Genomic DNA, 17,677 nt, shown 5'->3' on the forward strand with positions numbered 1-17,677 from the left:
GGCTTTAGAATTGCTGTAACGAATCTGTTTCACCGTGCTCTTCTACGTTATAATCGGTTTCATTCGGGGTCGATGTGCTGCGTTTGGATTTACGCTTTCGAATACTGGCTGAAATTTTTCGATAAACCAGCAGCCCGGCAAGGCTGATCGCACCCGTCACAGCATAGACGATAATAGCGGTCTTATAATCCTGTGAACCCAATGCGTTCCCCGTAATTGTGGAAGTAAGAACGGACGGAATGCGAGCAATGCTGGTAAGAATCAGGAACGTTGTCAGCTTTACCGGTGTGAAGCCGATTACATAGGTAATGACATCTTTCGGTGTACCCGGTATAAAAAACAGGAGAAAGATCAGCAGATTCAGATTTCTGCTGTTTTTCAAAAATAGCATAGACCGAAGTTTTTGCCTGCCGACCAGTGCTTCTATCAGACGGATGCCAAGCAGTTTGGTAAACAGGAAGATCACGGACGTTCCAACGGCAGCTCCGGTCAGACACAGGATGGTTCCCTCGAAAGTGCCAAAGGCATAACCTGCTCCAAGTTCCACCGGTTCGCCTGGAATGATGGCAAAAATCACTTGCAGCACGACCATCCCGATAAAAGCCAATCGGCCCCATATTCCATTGGAATTGACCCACATGCGGAACTGCTCCGGCTTTTGAACGGTGCTAATCAGTGGGTTCCACAGGATTACGGTTGCTGCCGTGAAAAAAGCAATTAAAACGACTACGGAAAGTAAAGTTAAAATCTTTCTTCTTTGTTTGTATCCTAAATGTCGAATATTCCCATCTCCCTGTTCTATTTCCTTTGTTCCTATCCTTTCTTGTAAAGGATAAAGGTCACCAAAAGATCTCAATCGTACCATGAAACATCACAGTATTGAAACTTTTTAGGTAAGCACTGGTTTAATCGTAAGACTGAACCGCGAATATTCTGGCCTGAGTGGCTATCAAATTGCTTTCATCCTTGGTTACTTAGGAAATATAACCTATTTTAAGCAGGAAAATAAATATTAATTAGTATTATTGTATTAATGTAATAATACAATAAGATTATAGGATAAAAATTCACGCCTGTCAATAAAGAACGCAAAGATAAATTCGTTAAATTTTAGTGAACAAACGGTGATGCCATGCGTCTGTACTACATGCACCCAGCCCTTTCTGCAGGTAAAAATCCCCGTTTTCGCTGAAACAATGTGAACGCAAACTAGGAGTAATTGGACCGAAAATACCAAAAAGGACTCTGTACGGAAGTTCCGCCAGAGTCCTTTATTTTATTTCTTTTCAAACGATTCACAGTCCGTGCACTGCATAACAGTCGGGTCTGCTTCGTGGGTACCGACCTTAATTTTATTCAAAGCACAGTATTCCTGATCGGTGTTATGGTATTTGCACTGCCAAACAGAACACTCAATGCTGGGGTTGGTATTACTATTATCCATTATAAAAGCCTCCTTTCCGAAACCTATTTTGTCCACCGGGCGGAAAATTATCAAAATCAATTTCCGGTAAATTGAAAAAACGAAACCGAACCTTTGAATAAAATCAGAGGGTACGGCGACTATAAGAATTATAAAATAAAAAGCATTTTTTTGAAAAAGGAGCCGATGAGATGTACCCAAATTATCCTCCCCTTGGTACGGAGACCGTATGCAGCGAACGCGCGATTGCGTTTCCCCCGCAGCGCCAGAATGTGCAGCCCGGAGTAGAAGCGGAAATGACGCCGCGCCCGATTTTTGACAATCCGGACGTCCATGGTTCCGGTAAACTGAATGGGCGGGCGGCAATCATTACCGGAGGTGACAGCGGTATCGGCCGGGCGGTAGCGGTGGCGTTTGCCAAGGAAGGCGCTGACCTTGCCATCATTTACCGGAATGAAACGCAGGACGCGCAGGAAACACAGGCTTATCTGGCAAAGCTCGGCCGGAAATGCGTCCTTTTGGAAGGAGATATTACCGATCCCCAGTTCTGTAAACAATCCGTGGAAAATGCCGTTTCTTCCCTGGGGCATCTGGATATTCTGGTGAACAACGCGGCCGTACAGTACCCGCAGGACTGCCTGAGCAAAATCAGCGACGAACAGCTGGAACTGACGTTCCGCACAAATGTTTTTTCCATGTTTTATTTGACCCGGGCTGCTCTGCCGCATCTGCAGCAAGGAGCTTCCATTATTAATACCGCGTCTGTCACCGCCTATGAAGGCAACAAAACCCTGATTGACTACTCCGCCACCAAGGGAGCGATTGTGTCCTTTACACGCGCACTCGCGGCAAATCTGGCGGAGAAAAAAATACGGGTCAACGCGGTCGCGCCCGGCCCGGTTTGGACACCGCTGATTGTAGCAAGCTTTCCGCCGGAGCAAGTCAAATCATTTGGGTCGGATGTTCCGCTGAAGCGTGCTTCCCAGCCGTTTGAAATCGCACCGGCCTACGTTTACCTGGCTTCTGACGATTCGGTGTGCGTAACGGGCCAAGTGCTGCACGTCAACGGCGGCACACCGGTAGAATCCTGAATTTGCAGAAAGGGGTCTTCCATAGCATCCCTCATAAAAAATGCGCCCTGATGTATCAGGGCGCATTTTTGCTGTATGTTTGCCGTGGCACCGCAGCGGCCTCGTAATTCCTCCTCAGCAGATAAAAATCTGAAACAATTCCCCCGTTTCTAATATTATGGAAGTAAGAATACGGTTTCTTTCAGCCTTAAATATTCTCTTTTTTCATCGAGGAAACCGCGAAAAAGAAAAGGCGGAATTGGTATGAATTACAATTATTCCTGCCCGGTGAACGAGTTGGACTCCATTCGTCGGGCCAGGGGAACCCGAAGCTGCCGGTCGGCCTTTTACCGGCTGGCACAGAACCGCAGCGAAACCGCGCTGCGGCTCATCAACGACGACGCTCTTCAGTTTGCATCCCTTTACATTCTTTGGCCAGCGATAGAAGAACTGGGGTTCCGCGGCTCCCTGTGCGAGCGGAACCAAATCGCACTGCATCTTTGCGAGCGGATGACGCGCGAGAAAAAAGCGGGAAACGACCAAGAACCGGCTCTTTCCCTGGACAGTGAAGAGGTACACAACGTCCTGCTGTGGATGTTTGAAACAGGAACGGCGGACGATGGGCTAAACGAAGAATTTGACCTGATTTTAGACACCACCGCTTCTATATTAATTAAAACCCACCATGAAAAAAGAATTCTCCCACAAGTGGCAGACCTGATTTTTAGGCGAAACCGCAAAGATTCTTACCTGCACGACCTAACATGGGCTTACTTTCAGTCGCGGGAACCCGACTCCCTGCGCTACATTGCCAAACGCCTGCTGTCCCACGACCGCAGGGATGCCGAACTGGCTGCGACACTGCTGCACATAGAGCCGTCCGAACTGCGTACGGTGCGCGGATGCCACAACAAATATCGGGAACTGAACCGTTGGATTGATGAAAACAAACCCTATCTATATTTTACCGGCGAAAGCTTAAACCTGACCAACAGCCCCGCCGTGTGCCACGTGGACCTTGGAGCAAAATACCTGAATAAAGCGATTTCCCCGCGCAGCCGAAAACCGCTTTCCCCGCTTACCGAAGAGGAAGACAGTTGCCTGAAGCATTTCCGGGAAAGGCAGGACGACGAAAAAGAAGTGCTGGCCGATTATTCCCGCCGCCTGCATGAATCGGACCTAAACAGCTGGCAGCAGTGGCTTCATAACCCCGTTGGGGAGCAAATCCGTATTGCGAAAAACGGTGGGAGGGATGCGTCATGATTCGTGTTGCAGGGAAAACGCTCCAGGCGGAGGACGCTTCGGCCTACGCTTCGGGCGCACTGGAAAAGGCAATGTTCCACACGCTGCTGAACAGCAGAACACAATACCAATACGATTCCCCCGAACGCCTGAAATTTGAGCTGAGGCTGCGCAGGGAAATCATCAACGCAGCACGCGAACAATACCGCAGCGGGCTGAACTTCGCGGTTTTCCGCAAGTCCAAATGCAACCCAGCTTACTGGGAGCGCACGCGGGAGGGCGGCTTCCGGATGAAGCCAGGGGTGAAAGCCAGCGACGCCATCCGAGATATTTTTGAAAACGGCTCCCAGTATGCGACGGAATGTGCCACGGCACTTTTAATATTATATTATAAGGCGCTTCTCAACATGATGCCTGAAGACGCTTTCAACAAAACCTTTCCCAGCATATACCTGATGAACTGGCATCGAATCGACCGCATTCTTCAGGAAGTGGGCAACATTAACCGGGCTAGCGATTATCTTCCCGGTGACCGCAGATATTTTATGAACCCTGATGTGGACCCTCTTACTCCCGAATGGCAGGGGGAAAACGTCATTGACCTTGGGGATGGTACCTACTACGGCCATGGCATTGGAATTGGGTCAGCAGACAACATTATAAAAGTGCTGAATCAGAATCGGATGGAACGAGCCGATGATTCCGCCTACCTGATGGATTCAGCCGGCCGGCCGGATTTTGACAAACTTTACAATATCTACCGCCGCAGCGCGGCGTAACAATTTCAGCAATTCCATATTCCGTTTCTACACGGCAGTTTCAGCTGCCGTGTATTTTTGTGAAATTGATTCAAATACTAAACTGATTAATTTGCATTTTACTACTTGATTTTTCCAATCTTTAATGCTATAATAAGGCCAAAATTAAGAATAGTTATTATTATTTATATATTTTTAAGGAGGTTGAAAAACATGCCAGCTTTTGCGAATCCGTTTCAAGCAAATGTAGAGCGAAAATTAACAGATGAGGAACTGATTCAGGCAATTCGGTTGGATCTTGCGGGCGAATTGGAAGCAATCTATCTTTACGACGCGCATGTGCAGGCAACCGATAATGAAATCGCGAAAAAAGTCATTGCGGACATTCGCGACGAAGAAAAGGCGCATGTTGGGGAACTGATGGCCCTTCTGAAAAAGCTAGATCCTCAAGAGGCTGAATGGTTTGCCTCCGGGGAATCGGAGGTGCACGAAATGCTTGAGGACCAAGGTTTTCTCGAAGAAGACGAAGCGCTTCCCCCGTCGCCCAAAGCCACCGTCGGCAGCTTATTGGAAAGGAGCGGCAAAATATGAGTTATTTATCCCGTGAAAATTCGAATCTTTCCCAAGAATTCTGGAAAGAACTCGATTCGGTGGTGGTTTCCGCCGCCGCTGAAGCCTTGACCGGAAGAAGGTTTCTTCATCTTATGGGGCCGCTGGGACCCGGTGCGGAAAGCATTCCAGTGGATACGGCAAACCAGACACAAGAGGTATCGGAAGACGGACTGATTACAATTCAAGGCAGAAAATATGAGGAAATCCCCGGTATTTATGAAGACTTCACCATCATAGCAAGAGATTTGGAATACAGTAAGGATCAGGGGTTCCCATTTGATTTCTCCGCAGCAAAACGAGCCGCACAAGCCTGCGCCCTGAAGGAAGACCGTTTCATTTATTTCGGCGAGGAAGCGCACGGTTTCAAAGGAATGCTCACCGCCCCCGGGAGCCGTAAAATCAAGCGCAGCGACTGGTCCTCCGGTGAAAACGCTTTTTCCGACATTGCCGCCGGGGTAGCCACCTTGGTACAGAATGGAATTCACGGTTCTCTGGTGCTGATTGTCAGCCCAGACGTTTACTACCAGCTTCAGCGGATTCAGCCCGGAACCGGGCTGCTGGAACTGGACCGGATTGAAAAGCTGCTGGGCCGCAAGGTTTTGAACGCGCCGGCGCTGGGCAGCTCCAAAGCGATTCTGGCATGCCCCGAACCGGAAAATATGGATTTGGTAATCGGTCAGGATCTGGCTACGGCGTATCTGGAGCAAAAGGACCTGAACCACGTATTCCGGATTCTGGAAACCCTTCTTCTGCGCATCAAGCGGGAAGATGCCATCATCGTATTCGAATAATCGGTTCATTTTATCAATAGAGAAGAATATAAATTCAAGAAATAAAACACCGAAATGGTGTAATAAAGGAGTAATGTAAAATGCCAAATGTAACTTTTTATCGTTGTAAGATATGCGGCAATGTTGTTGCCCTGCTGAAAAACGGCGGCGGAACCCTGACCTGCTGCGGACAACCCATGACGAAGCTGGAAGCCAACACAACCGAAGCTGTTCAGGAAAAACATATTCCCGCAATTACAAGGGAAAACGGTAAGCTGAAGGTAACCATTGGTTCCATCCTGCATCCTATGGAGGTAGAACATCATATTGAATGGATCGCCCTTGTAACGGAAGACAAGGTACAGTTTGTTTTCCTGAAACCCGGTATGCAACCGATTGCCGAATTTGAAGACGTTCCTTCCGGTGCCGTCTATGAATATTGCAATCTGCACGGGCTGTGGAAAGCCGAGTTCTAATCCGCACCTTTTCCCTTCCTTTTACGCATTCTTCAGGTATTTCTATCAGTAATATAAATTATTAAATGTTTTAGGGGGTAATCAATATGGCAGTAAAAAATGCAATGACTTCCGATTTTCTTCATTCCGCTTACGGTGGAGAAAGCATGGCGCACATGCGTTACCTGATTTGGGCAGATATGGCCAAAAAAGAAGGCTTCCCCAATATTGCAAGACTGTTTGAGGCCATTTCCTTCGCGGAGCGCGTGCATGCCGGAAACCATTTCCGTGAAATCGGTGGTGATACAGCCGATGCCACCGTACCGGCGGGTGCTGTTTTCGGCGTTGGAAAAACCGTTGACAATCTGCAGGGTGCCATCAACGGGGAACTCCACGAAGTGGAGCAGATGTACCCAGTTTATCTGAACGCAGCGAAATTCCAGGAAGAAGCAGGTGCACAGCGTTCGTTCCACTTTGCCTTGGAAGCGGAAAAAACCCATGCCGCGTTATTCAAGATGGCTCAGGACGCCGCCCGGCAAGGAAAGGACATTGAACTGGAAGCCATTTATGTCTGCCCGGTCTGCGGCCACACCATTTTGAACCAGGCACCGGACAACTGCCCGATTTGCGGAGCAAAAAAGGAATTCTATGTTAAATTCTAAAGAATCTTTGATTCTATGGAATCCAGGATTCCTAGGGATCACTGACTCCGTCGTCCGGCAGCAATGAAAGCCGCTGCATTCCTGACCTGAGCGGCTTGCGAATTGCATTCATCCGTGGTTCCTGACGATTGCGAGAGGGAGGCTCTGCCCTGCGGCAGGCCTCCCTCCCGCGTTTGTTTGACATTTCAGTACGGATATCGTATGATTCATGTAAAGATTGGATTTTGGCAGGAAGGGCCATGAAAGGACTGGCGCAACATGGATCAGGAAATCATGCGAAAGCTTATGGAAATCACGGAGGAAGAACAGGGATACCTGCAAAAGCGGCGGGAAGTAGACAAAAGCATTTATTCCGAAGCAAAGGACTTTGTGGTGGACAGCCGAAAGCTGCTGCGCCGCGGCAAGCTGATTGACGTACGCCCGAACGCAAGGTTCGTCCATTTTCCAAAGCACCGGCACAATTATATTGAAATCGTTTACATGTGCTCCGGCAAAACGACCCACATCATCAATTCTACTTCCAAAGTGGAACTGCGGCAGGGTGATCTTCTGTTCTTCAACCAGCACACCTTTCATGAAATCCTGCCTGCTTCCCAAAACGATATTGCCATTAATTTTATTGTACTCCCCGAATTTTTCGACGTTGCGTTCCAGATGATTGAAAAGGACAACGTCATCGGAAAATTTTTGGTCAGCACCCTCTGTCAAGAGGAAAACGAAGGCCAGTATCTTTACTTCAGCGCAGCTTCTGTGATTCCGGTCCAAAATCTGGTGGAGAACTTGGTCTGGTCCATTCTAAACCGCCAGAACAACAACGACAAGGTCAACCAGTACACAATGGGGCTTTTGTTCATGCATCTGCTCAACCGCGCCGATTTGATCGACAGCGGCAGCATTGAGCATTACGAAAACCGTCTTGTTTTTACCGCGCTGAAATACATTGAGGACCATTACCGCAGCGGTACTTTGACCGACCTTGCAGCACAGGTGAACCAGTCGGTATATAAACTGAGCCGGCTGCTTCAAGCAGCAACCGGCAGCAGCTTTAAGGAGCTACTGCAGCAGAAACGCCTGAACAAGGCAGTACAGCTTTTAAACGACACCAACCTTTCCGTTTCGGACATCATCAACGCAGTGGGTTATGACAACACCAGTTATTTTTATCGGATTTTCCGCTCCACCTATGGGGTAAGCCCCAAAGAATACCGCAGACGTTAATTCAAAATATTGCAAATAAGGACGTAGTTTTTTTCAAACTACGTCCTTATTTTTTCCATTTCTCTTCGGTAAAATGAATGCAGAAAGCAGTTTTTGAGTGGAGGATGTATTATGAGCAAATATTATCTGGCGGTGGATATCGGCGCTTCCAGCGGCAGACATATTCTGGGCAGTCTGGAAAATGGAAAAATCGTTCTGGAAGAGGTATACCGCTTCGAAAATGGTCTTCATTCCAAGAACGGCCACCTTTGCTGGGATTTCGACCGTTTGTTTACGGAAATTAAAAACGGCCTGAAGCGCTGCAAAGAGCTTGGAAAAATCCCGTCCAGCACGGGAATCGACACTTGGGGTGTGGATTTTGTGCTACTGGATGAAAACGACCGCATCATCGGCGACACGGTAGCCTACCGCGATTTACGCACCAACGGCATGGATGAGGAAGTTGCAAAAATCGTCCCACCGGATGAACTGTACGCACGCACCGGAATTCAGAAGATGGCAATTAATACGATCTATCAGCTGATGGCCATCAAAAAGGAAACTCCGGAGTATCTGGAACGGGCCAAAAGCTTTTTGATGGTTCCGGAATATTTCAATTTTCTCCTGTCCGGCGTAAAGAAAAACGAGTATACCAACGCGACCACCACCCAGCTGGTCAACGCGAAGAACAAAACCTGGGACACTGAACTGCTGCAAAAGCTCGGCATCAACCCATCCATCTTCGGCGAAATTTTTATGCCGAAAACCGTGGTAGGGAACTTCCTGCCGGAAATTCAGAAGGAAGTCGGCTTCGACTGCGAAGTGGTTCTGCCTGCAACGCACGACACCGGTTCTGCCGTCATGGCAGTTCCTGCGAACGACGGCATTTACTTAAGCTCCGGCACCTGGTCGCTGATGGGTGTGGAGCGCATGGAACCCGACTGCAGCATGCGCAGCCAGCGCCTGAACTTCACCAACGAAGGCGGCTACAATTACCGCTTCCGCTTCTTGAAAAACATTATGGGGCTCTGGATTATTCAGTCTGCACGCCGTGAATTGGAACATAAACTCAGCTTTGACGAACTGTGCGACATGGCACGGCAAAACGAAACGTTCCCGTCCCGTATTAATGTAAACGACGCTTCGTTCCTGTCCCCCGCCAACATGACACAGGCCATTCGGGACTACTGCGTGCGCACCCATCAGCAGGTGCCGGAAAGCACTGGCCAGTTGTTCGCCTGTATTTATCACAGCCTTGCCAAAAGCTACGGCGACACCGTACGCGAAATTGAGGAAGTTTCGGGTGTGCAGTATCCGGCGGTCCACATTGTGGGCGGCGGCACCAAAGACGATTTTCTCAACGCATTAACCGCGCAGTACACACATAAAACGGTGCTGGCCGGCCCGGTAGAGGCCACGGCAATCGGCAATTTGCTGGCGCAGATGCTGAAGGACGGCGTGTTTGCCGACCTGACCGCTGCGCGCGCGGCAGTCGCCGAATCCTTCGAAATTAAAGAATTTCATTGAATATAGAAATAAGGAGATGTAAGCATGCCCAATCAGAGATATGAAGAAGCAAAAAAGGCTTATGCAAAAATCGGTGTGGATACCGACGCGGCCCTTGAAAAACTCGCTAACGTAAAAATTTCCATCCACTGCTGGCAGGGCGACGACGTGAACGGATTTGAGGATTTCGGCGGTGCGTCGGACGGCATTGCCACTACGGGCAACTACCCCGGAAAAGCACGCACCCCGGAAGAACTGATGGCAGACATCGACAAAGCACTCAGCCTGATTCCCGGTAAAAACAAAATCAACCTGCATGCAATTTACGCCATTACCAACGGCGAAAAAGTGGACCGCAGCGAATTAAAGCCCGAACACTTTGCCAAATGGGTGGAATTTGCTAAAGAACGTGGACTGGGCCTTGATTTTAATCCCACCCTATTTTCCAGCCCCATGGTCAAGAACGGCCTTACCCTTTCTTCCCCCGACCCCGTCGTGCGGAATTACTGGATTAAGCACTGCAAAGCCTGCCGCACCATTGCCGAATACTTTGGCAAAGAGCTTGGCCAGCCCTGCCTGTGCAACATCTGGATTCCGGACGGCATGAAGGACATTCCAGGGGACCGCCTCGGCCCCCGCATGCGCTTAAAGGAATCTCTGGATGAAATCTTCTCCCAGAAGGTTGACGAGCGCTATGTCATTGACACCATTGAATCCAAGGTATTCGCAATCGGCGTGGAATCTTACACCGTCGGTTCCAGCGAATTCTATATGAATTACGCAGCCAAAAACAACAAGCTCTGCTTGCTGGACACTGGTCACTACCACCCCACAGAAGTTGTTTCCGACAAAATTTCCTCCATGCTGGTGTTCGCTGATAAGGTAGCGCTCCACGTTTCCCGCCCGGTCCGCTGGGACAGCGACCATGTGGTAATTCTGGATGATGAGCTGAAGGAAATTGCGAAGGAAATTGTCCGCAATGATGCGCTGGACCGTGTGCTCATCGCACTGGACTTCTTCGATGCCAGCATTAACCGCGTTGCTGCCTGGGTTATTGGCACCCGCAATATGCAGAAAGCGCTTCTGTACGCCATGCTGATGCCGAACAAGGCCATGAAAGAGATGCAGGACAACGCGGACTTTACGCAGCTACTCGTGATGAACGAGGAAATGAAGACCTTCCCGTTTGGCGACGTATGGGATGCCTACTGTGAAAAGAGCGGCGTGCCGCAGGGCGACTGGTTCCAGTCAATCAAACAGTATGAAACCGACGTTCTTTCCAAGCGAAATTAAGTAAGCGTACAAAACTATTTTATTCAGAAAGTCCCCCTTTCTGGAAAAATTCCTTCTTGTTAGCAGGGGACCGCAACCGCGGTCCCCTGTATTTTTTATGGTTTCTCTTTTGATTATCAACGGCGGTCCGCATTTGCGGACCGCCGTTGCTTTTCTTTTTGTGTGTCCTCAGAAATTCTCTCGGTATTCGCTTGGCGTCATGCGGGTATATTTTTCAAAATTGCGGATAAAAGTGACCGGATTCTTAAATCCCACGGTCGCCCCTACGTCGTTGACGCTAAGCTTAGAATACGACAGCAGTTCCTTCGCTTTATTCACACGACACTGGTTAATGTACTGGTACAGCGAACTGCCGGTATGTTCCCTAAAAATTTTACAGAAGTAATATTTGGATAGGCAAACCTTATTGCAGATAATATCAACCGAAAGCGGCTCATGATAATGCGTATTAATATAGTTAATCGCGATGTTGACATCCGTATCCTGAGCTGGAATCATGTGTTTGCATGCCACAATGTCACAGGAAGCGCTGTACAGTTCGTAAAGCAGACTGTGAATCAGCATGCTCTGGTGCATACTGGAAAGAAGGGAACCATCGTATTTCACTTCCGTCAGATCAATAAACAAATCGATGATGCTCGAAAACGGATTAATTCTCATGATATTGTTCGTCGGACGAATCAGATTGTAAAAATATTTTGCCTGTGCCCCGTCAAAGATGACATAAAAGAAACTCCATTTTTCACGGCCAACCGCATTAAACCGGAGCGGTGCATGGCAGGCTGAAATCACAAGATCATACGGATTCAAATATCGGACGTCCCGATGGTGAAAAAATTCGACGACACTGGTCAATGAAAGCAAGATCAAAATATCATTGATATTTTCTTCGTCTCCCACAGAGAACTTTCGATCTAAGCAATAGCCGAAGCGTTTAATCGAAAAGGGAAATTTCTCCGAATGGTCTGGATTGAAGTTGTTGATTTCCATATACTTTGACTGTATTAATCTTTTTTTAACTTTCATATGTAACTCTCCCGTCTAAACTGACAAAAACATACACCTTATTTATCAAAAATGAGTAATCAAGCATCATAAAGCAATTATTGCATATCAAAAAGCAAGAATTGATATTGTTTTTGCAAAAAACTTTGCGTATGATTCTGGTACAAGGTCCGAAAAAACTGTGAAAATGTACTGAAATATTTAAACCGGAAAGGGGATTAATATGAATGATTACATACTTGAGTTAAAGGACATTGTAAAAACCTTTGACGGCGTTACTGCATTGAACGGAGTGCAGTTTCAGCTGAAAAAAGGAGAGGTTCACGCCCTAATGGGGGAAAACGGAGCCGGAAAATCAACCTTCATTAAGGTCATAACCGGCGTGCATCAGCCCGACAGCGGCATTATGATGCTGGATGGCGAAAAAGTTTCTTTTCATTCCACCGTTGATTCCCAAAATCTCGGCATTGCGGCAATTTACCAGCACGTCACTTCCTTTCCGGACCTTTCCGTTACGGAAAATATTTTTATGGGGCAGGAATTGAAAACCAAGCTTGGATTTTATCGCTGGGCGGATATGAGAAAAAAGGCAAAAGAAATCATTTCTAACCTCAGCGATGAAATCGACGTAACAAAACCGATGCGGTCCCTGAGCGTCGCACAGCAGCAGCTTGTTGAAATTGCCAAGGCCCTTTCCCGGGATGCGCGGATCCTCATTATGGATGAACCGACCGCCTCCCTGACCAAGCACGAATGCGAAGAGCTGTACAAAATTGTAGACCGGCTGCGTGATGACGGTGTTTCCATCATTCTCATTACCCACAAATTCGAGGATATGTACCGCTGTGCCAGCCGTGTTACCGTATTCCGCGACTCGGAATACATTGGCTCCTGGGATGTTGATAAAATATCCAACGCAAAACTGATTCAGGCCATGGTCGGTCGTGAATTGGATCAGCTGTATCCAAAGAAAACAGCCGTCATCGGCGACGTTGTGCTAAAGGTAGAGCATCTTTCCAAGGAAGGATATTTTAAAGATGTTTCGTTTGAAGCGCGCAAGGGGGAAATTCTGGCTCTGACCGGCTTAGTCGGCGCGGGCAGAACTGAAGTCTGCCAAACCATTTTCGGGATCATGCAGCCGGACAGCGGCAGCGTTTATCTGGATGGCCAAAAAGTCAATATCAAAAGCCCGATCGACGCGCTAAACCACGGGATTGGACTGCTTCCGGAGGACCGTCAGATTCAGGGTCTGGTTTACCAGCTGCCAATTTTTCAGAATGTTTCCGCAGCGGTACTAGACAATTTCGTACAAAAAGGGCTGCTGGATAATAATCAGGAGATGAATAAGGCAATTCAGCTTTGCGAAAAAATCCAGCTGAAAGCAAAGAATATCGCCGCTCCGCCTTCGGCTCTTTCCGGCGGCAACCAGCAGAAGGTCGTCTTTGCCAAACTGCTGAACTGCGATTTGAAAGTCTTGATTCTGGATGAACCGACAAAAGGAATCGACGTCGGTGCGAAAAACTCAATTTATGAAATCATGAACCAACTCGCCACCAGCGGCTACACCATCATTATGGTTTCTTCGGAAATGCCTGAAGTTCTTGGCATGGCTGACCGCATTGTCGTGATGAAGTCCGGTCGTGTATCCGGAGAATTCAATGTAAAGGATGCGACACAGGAAAGAATTATGGAAGCCATGGTAATGAAGCATGAAGAACAGGTAGAACTGAAAAAGGAGGCATAAAAGAATGGCCGCATTTCCAAAAACAAGAACTTCCGCACAGAAGCAAGAGTCCATATTTGAGCGGATTCTGAATTATAAGCAGTTCGGCCTAATTGTCGCACTGATCCTGCTCGGGCTCCTTGCAAAATTTATTACACCCGCAATGTATCAACCCGCGTCGCTGGTTGCAATGCTCCGCAACAACTCCATCTATGCAATTCTTGCGATTGGCGAAATGGTTGTTATTCTGACCGGCGGCATCGATATTTCAATTGCCTCCACATTGAGCCTGTCCGGCGTAATTTCTACCACGTTAATGACGAAAAACCCTTCGGTTCCCGCAATCGTATGGGTCATCGTATCGCTTGCCATAGGTGCGCTCTGCGGACTGTTCAACGGATTTCTGATCGGCAAATTAAAAATGACCCCCATGATTGCTACACTGGCTACCATGTACATATACCGCGGCCTTGCCTTCCTGATCAGCGGCGGCGTATGGCTGTTCCCGAATAAATTTACCGAAGACTTTACAGTAATGTCCCAAGGCAGTATCCTTGGCATTTACAACATTACCTGGATTACAATCATCCTGTTCCTCGTTGCCGGGGTCTTTCTGTCCTACACTCAGCCGGGCAGAAGAATTTATGCGGTTGGCACCAATGTGGAATCCGCCCATGTTTCGGGCATTAAAATTGGCAACGTCACCGTAATGTCCTATGTGCTGTGCGGCGCTCTGAGCGGCCTTGCAGGGGTTCTTTACACTGCCAACTATTCGATCTGCTACTACGGCATTGCAGACGGCTTTGAAATGCAGGCCATCGCAATCTGTGTGCTGGGCGGCGTCAGCCTGATCGGCGGCACCGGACGGATTGACGGCGTTGTAATCGGTGCCGTGTTGATGAGCGTGATTTCCTACTTTATCGGTTTGCTGCCTGGGCTCAGCGTATGGCAGGATGCGATTCAAGGCGCTATCATCATCGTCGCGGTCGCAATCAACATCTTTACGGAAAGAATGACCATTAAACGGATTCTGAAAGAAAGGGGCGCGATGATATGAGCTCTGTGAATACTCCCTCCCATAGCCTCACCGTAAAAAAAGAATTTAAGCTCAGCAGTTTTCTTGTGAAGTGGGAAATGATTCTGGTTTACATTTTAGTACTCATTAATGTCATTTTGATGATTGCAAAGCCAAATTACTATTTCGCGGCAAACACCATTCCGTCCATCATACAGTCCGGCATGGATTTGTCCTGTATGGTGCTGGGGATGATCTTCATCCTGCTGCTTGGCGATATTGACGTTTCCGTTGCTTCCATCATGGTGGTCTGCGGAATGGTCATGGGTCTTTTAAAAGACGCAGGCATGAATGACCTAATTGTCGTCTTGTGCGGGCTGCTGGCCGGCGTGCTCTGCGGGCTGTTTAACGGCGTACTGGTTGCTAAAATAGGGATGCCTGCCGTCATTGTGACCATCGCAACCTCTTCTCTGTTCCGCGGCATTGTCAAAATCCGGCTGGATGTAAATGTTCTGAAAAACTTTCCGAAATGGTTTCAGGATCTGGCCTGGGACAACATATTGGGAATTCCCGTCGCTTTGCTGATCTTTTTAGCCCTTGCTGCCGTGTTTGCGATTGTGCTCCATAAAGGGAAATTCGGGCGCACGCTCTATATGATCGGCAACAACCCGGTGGCCTCCCTGTATTCCGGAATCAATGTTACCCGTACCAAAATCCTGGTATTTGTAATCATGGGATTTATGGCCGGCGTTTCCTCCATCTTCTTTGTCGGCCGTATGGGCGGCGGCTTAAGTTCTACCATGGGAAAAGGCTATGAAATGAACGTTATTGCCATCGCCGTTTTGGGCGGTGTATCCACAAGCGGAGGCAAAGGCAAGGTTTACGGCCCGGTAATTGCAACCCTGATTATGGCCTTTCTTTCCTACACCATGGGTTTGCTCGGCGTGGATACAAACACCAGACAAATTTTTACCGGCATTATCCTGATTGTCGCGGTTTTGATTCCTTACTTTAACAAACAGCTGATTGATGAAATCAAATTAAAGCTCTTCTATGCGAACAATAAAAACATTGAAGCGGTGAATATCCGCTGCCACGAAGAAGTCACCGAAATCCGCCATAAGATGAAAGCGCTCAAACATGACACATCGCTTTCTGAAGCGGACAAAGCAGCGAAACGAAAGGCATATGAGGATAAAATTGCCGCGTTAACCAAAAAGTGCGCACAAACAACAAAAGCCATGAAGGATGAATTAAAGCAGCAGAATATGAAAACAAACAGAGCTTTTTCAAAATAATTGAAAATGCAGTAGTCCGGACTGAACCCACATTCTTCTTGCGATAAAATCCGAAGGATTATTGCATTTACAAAAACGTATCGGAAAGGAGGGAAAAACCGTTTCCAGCACTTTCCCTGTACCCCAGTTTACTTTGTCAAATTAAATGTGGCTCACCATCTTTCGCGCGGTATTTCACTTAAGATACCAGCCATGCCATTGCCGCATTTAAATTTTTAAAGGAGGATTTGAAAATGAAAAAAGGTTTAGCTCTCGTACTGTCGGCAACAATCGCCCTGTCATCCCTGTTCGGATGTACCAGCACTCAGCCCACCACCGGTCCGGCCGCGGACAACGGCGCCGCGCAGGGCGGCGGAGGAGACCTTCAAGGTGCCAACATATTCATGTTCAAGAGCACCGGCAACTCTTTCGGTGACAAGATGTACGAAGGGTTCCAGGAAGTAATTACAAAGAACGGCGGAAAGCCTGCTTACAAGAGCCCCGCTGAAACAACAGTTGCCGCTCAGGTAAAACTGATCGATGAACTGATTACACAAAAGGTTGCCAGCATTACCATCTCTACCAACGGCGATACCGGTTATGATGAGGTTTTCAAAAAGGCAAAGGACGCGGGAATCAAAATTATATCGGTTGACTCCAAGGCAAGCCCGGATTACCGCATTACGCATGTTGACCCGACCAGCCAAGAGGGAATTGGGCAGTCTTTGGTGCAAGCCGCTACCCTGATCGCCATGAAAAAGGATTATCCCTCCGACGGCGACCTAAAATCCGCTTGTGAAGAGGCCCTGAAGAGCTACTCCGGCAAAGAAATTAAGTTTGGCGTTCTGTCCGCCTCCATTGATACTCCGGTTCAAAATGGTTGGATTGCACGAATGGAAGAGGAACTGAAACGCGACGTGTACAAGGGCAAGGTCAGCGCAACACTAACCAAGAAGTATGGCAACGATGACCCGACTGCAAGCACTACCCAGGCGAACGCATTCATTTCTGAAAACAATGTGGACGTGATTATTTCCCCAACAACCGTCGGCATGGTCGCAGCCGGCCAGGCTCTGAAATCCAACCCGAGCTGCAAGATTAAACTGACCGGTCTTGGACTTCCAAGCGAAATGTCCAACTTTATGCCTGCGAAATCATCCGACAACGCATTTGACTTTATTTGCCCGTATATGTTCCTGTGGGATGTATATGACCTTGGCCGCGTTGCAGCTGGTGCAACATGGGCAGCTTTGAATGATGGTTATACCGGTGCAGTGGGTTCCACATTCAAACTAGCCGAATTCGGCAGTTACCCGTCGAGAACTTTTGAAACCATTCAGCATCCGGCGGACAAAGGCACGGAAGTTGTTGTGGGCAAACCGTATTCCTTCTATAAGGACAACATGGAAGAGTGGGTTAAGAAGCTGTAATATCTCGTTCCCTCTGAAGTCCTGATAATACATAAATCCTGGGGTTATTGCGAAATAAAAGTTTCGCAATAACCCTCTATTTTTGTCAAAAGCGGCAGCGCCTGTGAGTAGTATTACAAAGAAAGCAGGGACTTATCGGCAAGTTCCTGCTTTCTTTACGGTAAACGGATTCCAAACGGAAATAAAAGTCTGACACCGTATCGGATTGGAAGCCGTGCAATAAAAAATAAAATTTAACC

17 protein-coding genes are annotated in these 17,677 nt (G+C 48.0%); 14 read left to right on the forward strand and 3 right to left on the reverse strand.

Going from position 1 to position 17,677, the window contains the following annotated elements:
- Positions 1–4 precede the first annotated feature (4 nt).
- Positions 5–607 (reverse strand): TVP38/TMEM64 family protein, encoded by a 603-nt coding sequence (locus tag ACSVDI_RS12250; protein ID WP_457943280.1) that lies wholly within the window; start codon positions 605–607, stop codon positions 5–7.
- Between the two features lie 669 nt (positions 608–1,276).
- Positions 1,277–1,444, reverse strand: coding sequence for a DUF1540 domain-containing protein (locus ACSVDI_RS12255; protein WP_457943281.1), 168 nt, complete (start codon positions 1,442–1,444; stop codon positions 1,277–1,279).
- A 170-nt stretch (positions 1,445–1,614) separates the two neighbouring features.
- Between ACSVDI_RS12255 and ACSVDI_RS12260 the strand changes: the two genes are divergently transcribed.
- The 10 genes from ACSVDI_RS12260 (at position 1,615) to rhaA (ending at position 10,988) form a co-directional block, all read left to right on the forward strand.
- Complete coding sequence (locus ACSVDI_RS12260) at positions 1,615–2,514, forward strand: SDR family oxidoreductase (protein WP_457943282.1); 900 nt, start codon at positions 1,615–1,617, stop codon at positions 2,512–2,514.
- 243 nt (positions 2,515–2,757) lie between these two features.
- Positions 2,758–3,756: a hypothetical protein gene (locus ACSVDI_RS12265; RefSeq protein ID WP_457943283.1), complete on the forward strand. Its 999-nt coding sequence runs from the start codon at positions 2,758–2,760 to the stop codon at positions 3,754–3,756.
- Positions 3,753–4,514, forward strand: coding sequence for a protein-glutamine gamma-glutamyltransferase (locus tag ACSVDI_RS12270; RefSeq protein ID WP_457943284.1), 762 nt, complete (start codon positions 3,753–3,755; stop codon positions 4,512–4,514). Before ACSVDI_RS12265 ends, ACSVDI_RS12270 begins: the two co-directional genes overlap by 4 nt.
- A gap of 192 nt (positions 4,515–4,706) precedes the next feature.
- The gene (locus ACSVDI_RS12275) at positions 4,707–5,084 is read left to right on the forward strand and encodes a demethoxyubiquinone hydroxylase family protein (RefSeq protein WP_457943285.1); all 378 of its coding nucleotides are present in this window, start codon (positions 4,707–4,709) and stop codon (positions 5,082–5,084) included.
- Positions 5,081–5,896, forward strand: coding sequence for a family 1 encapsulin nanocompartment shell protein (locus ACSVDI_RS12280; RefSeq protein WP_457943286.1), 816 nt, complete (start codon positions 5,081–5,083; stop codon positions 5,894–5,896). Before ACSVDI_RS12275 ends, ACSVDI_RS12280 begins: the two co-directional genes overlap by 4 nt.
- Positions 5,897–5,976: 80 nt before the next feature.
- Positions 5,977–6,351, forward strand: a complete 375-nt coding sequence (locus ACSVDI_RS12285; protein ID WP_457943287.1) for a desulfoferrodoxin family protein — start codon at positions 5,977–5,979, stop codon at positions 6,349–6,351.
- Positions 6,352–6,437: 86 nt separating this feature from the next.
- Positions 6,438–6,992 carry a rubrerythrin family protein gene (locus ACSVDI_RS12290; RefSeq protein ID WP_457943288.1) on the forward strand — a complete coding sequence of 185 codons (555 nt, stop codon included), beginning with the start codon at positions 6,438–6,440 and terminating at the stop codon, positions 6,990–6,992.
- 258 nt (positions 6,993–7,250) lie between these two features.
- Positions 7,251–8,210 (forward strand): AraC family transcriptional regulator, encoded by a 960-nt coding sequence (locus ACSVDI_RS12295; protein WP_457943289.1) that lies wholly within the window; start codon positions 7,251–7,253, stop codon positions 8,208–8,210.
- 111 nt (positions 8,211–8,321) lie between these two features.
- A complete protein-coding gene (gene rhaB / locus ACSVDI_RS12300; RefSeq protein ID WP_457943291.1) occupies positions 8,322–9,716 on the forward strand; it encodes a rhamnulokinase in 1,395 nt (464 codons plus the stop codon).
- A 24-nt stretch (positions 9,717–9,740) separates the two neighbouring features.
- On the forward strand, positions 9,741–10,988 hold the full coding sequence (rhaA, locus tag ACSVDI_RS12305; RefSeq protein ID WP_457943293.1) for an L-rhamnose isomerase: 1,248 nt from the start codon (positions 9,741–9,743) through the stop codon (positions 10,986–10,988).
- 168 nt (positions 10,989–11,156) lie between these two features.
- Here the strand turns inward: rhaA and ACSVDI_RS12310 are convergent, their stop codons facing one another.
- Positions 11,157–11,798, reverse strand: coding sequence for a helix-turn-helix transcriptional regulator (locus ACSVDI_RS12310; RefSeq protein ID WP_457943294.1), 642 nt, complete (start codon positions 11,796–11,798; stop codon positions 11,157–11,159).
- 418 nt (positions 11,799–12,216) lie between these two features.
- Here ACSVDI_RS12310 and ACSVDI_RS12315 point away from each other — a divergent pair, with 418 nt between their 5' ends.
- The 4 genes from ACSVDI_RS12315 to ACSVDI_RS12330 all read left to right on the forward strand — a co-directional run bounded on the left by ACSVDI_RS12315 (position 12,217) and on the right by ACSVDI_RS12330 (position 17,438).
- Positions 12,217–13,737 carry a sugar ABC transporter ATP-binding protein gene (locus tag ACSVDI_RS12315; RefSeq protein WP_457943295.1) on the forward strand — a complete coding sequence of 507 codons (1,521 nt, stop codon included), beginning with the start codon at positions 12,217–12,219 and terminating at the stop codon, positions 13,735–13,737.
- A gap of 4 nt (positions 13,738–13,741) precedes the next feature.
- Positions 13,742–14,773 carry an ABC transporter permease gene (locus ACSVDI_RS12320; protein WP_457943297.1) on the forward strand — a complete coding sequence of 344 codons (1,032 nt, stop codon included), beginning with the start codon at positions 13,742–13,744 and terminating at the stop codon, positions 14,771–14,773.
- Complete coding sequence (locus ACSVDI_RS12325; protein ID WP_457943299.1) at positions 14,770–16,029, forward strand: ABC transporter permease; 1,260 nt, start codon at positions 14,770–14,772, stop codon at positions 16,027–16,029. The genes ACSVDI_RS12320 and ACSVDI_RS12325 overlap by 4 nt, the downstream gene beginning before the upstream one ends.
- Before the next feature lie 233 nt (positions 16,030–16,262).
- Positions 16,263–17,438 (forward strand): substrate-binding domain-containing protein, encoded by a 1,176-nt coding sequence (locus tag ACSVDI_RS12330; protein WP_457943301.1) that lies wholly within the window; start codon positions 16,263–16,265, stop codon positions 17,436–17,438.
- The last annotated feature ends 239 nt before the right edge of the window (positions 17,439–17,677 follow it).

This window comes from Caproiciproducens sp. LBM24188 (assembly GCF_054130445.1).

What these genes read in the sequence shown, in the direction of transcription:
- ACSVDI_RS12255 (WP_457943281.1), bottom strand. Translation starts at nt 1,444, where the DNA reads ATGGATAATAGTAATACCAACCCCAGCATTGAGTGTTCTGTTTGGCAG.
- ACSVDI_RS12260 (WP_457943282.1), top strand. Translation starts at nt 1,615, where the DNA reads ATGTACCCAAATTATCCTCCCCTTGGTACGGAGACCGTATGCAGCGAA.
- ACSVDI_RS12265 (WP_457943283.1), top strand. Translation starts at nt 2,758, where the DNA reads ATGAATTACAATTATTCCTGCCCGGTGAACGAGTTGGACTCCATTCGT.
- ACSVDI_RS12270 (WP_457943284.1), top strand. Translation starts at nt 3,753, where the DNA reads ATGATTCGTGTTGCAGGGAAAACGCTCCAGGCGGAGGACGCTTCGGCC.
- ACSVDI_RS12275 (WP_457943285.1), top strand. Translation starts at nt 4,707, where the DNA reads ATGCCAGCTTTTGCGAATCCGTTTCAAGCAAATGTAGAGCGAAAATTA.
- ACSVDI_RS12280 (WP_457943286.1), top strand. Translation starts at nt 5,081, where the DNA reads ATGAGTTATTTATCCCGTGAAAATTCGAATCTTTCCCAAGAATTCTGG.
- ACSVDI_RS12285 (WP_457943287.1), top strand. Translation starts at nt 5,977, where the DNA reads ATGCCAAATGTAACTTTTTATCGTTGTAAGATATGCGGCAATGTTGTT.
- ACSVDI_RS12290 (WP_457943288.1), top strand. Translation starts at nt 6,438, where the DNA reads ATGGCAGTAAAAAATGCAATGACTTCCGATTTTCTTCATTCCGCTTAC.
- ACSVDI_RS12295 (WP_457943289.1), top strand. Translation starts at nt 7,251, where the DNA reads ATGGATCAGGAAATCATGCGAAAGCTTATGGAAATCACGGAGGAAGAA.
- rhaB (WP_457943291.1), top strand. Translation starts at nt 8,322, where the DNA reads ATGAGCAAATATTATCTGGCGGTGGATATCGGCGCTTCCAGCGGCAGA.
- rhaA (WP_457943293.1), top strand. Translation starts at nt 9,741, where the DNA reads ATGCCCAATCAGAGATATGAAGAAGCAAAAAAGGCTTATGCAAAAATC.
- ACSVDI_RS12315 (WP_457943295.1), top strand. Translation starts at nt 12,217, where the DNA reads ATGAATGATTACATACTTGAGTTAAAGGACATTGTAAAAACCTTTGAC.
- ACSVDI_RS12320 (WP_457943297.1), top strand. Translation starts at nt 13,742, where the DNA reads ATGGCCGCATTTCCAAAAACAAGAACTTCCGCACAGAAGCAAGAGTCC.
- ACSVDI_RS12325 (WP_457943299.1), top strand. Translation starts at nt 14,770, where the DNA reads ATGAGCTCTGTGAATACTCCCTCCCATAGCCTCACCGTAAAAAAAGAA.
- ACSVDI_RS12330 (WP_457943301.1), top strand. Translation starts at nt 16,263, where the DNA reads ATGAAAAAAGGTTTAGCTCTCGTACTGTCGGCAACAATCGCCCTGTCA.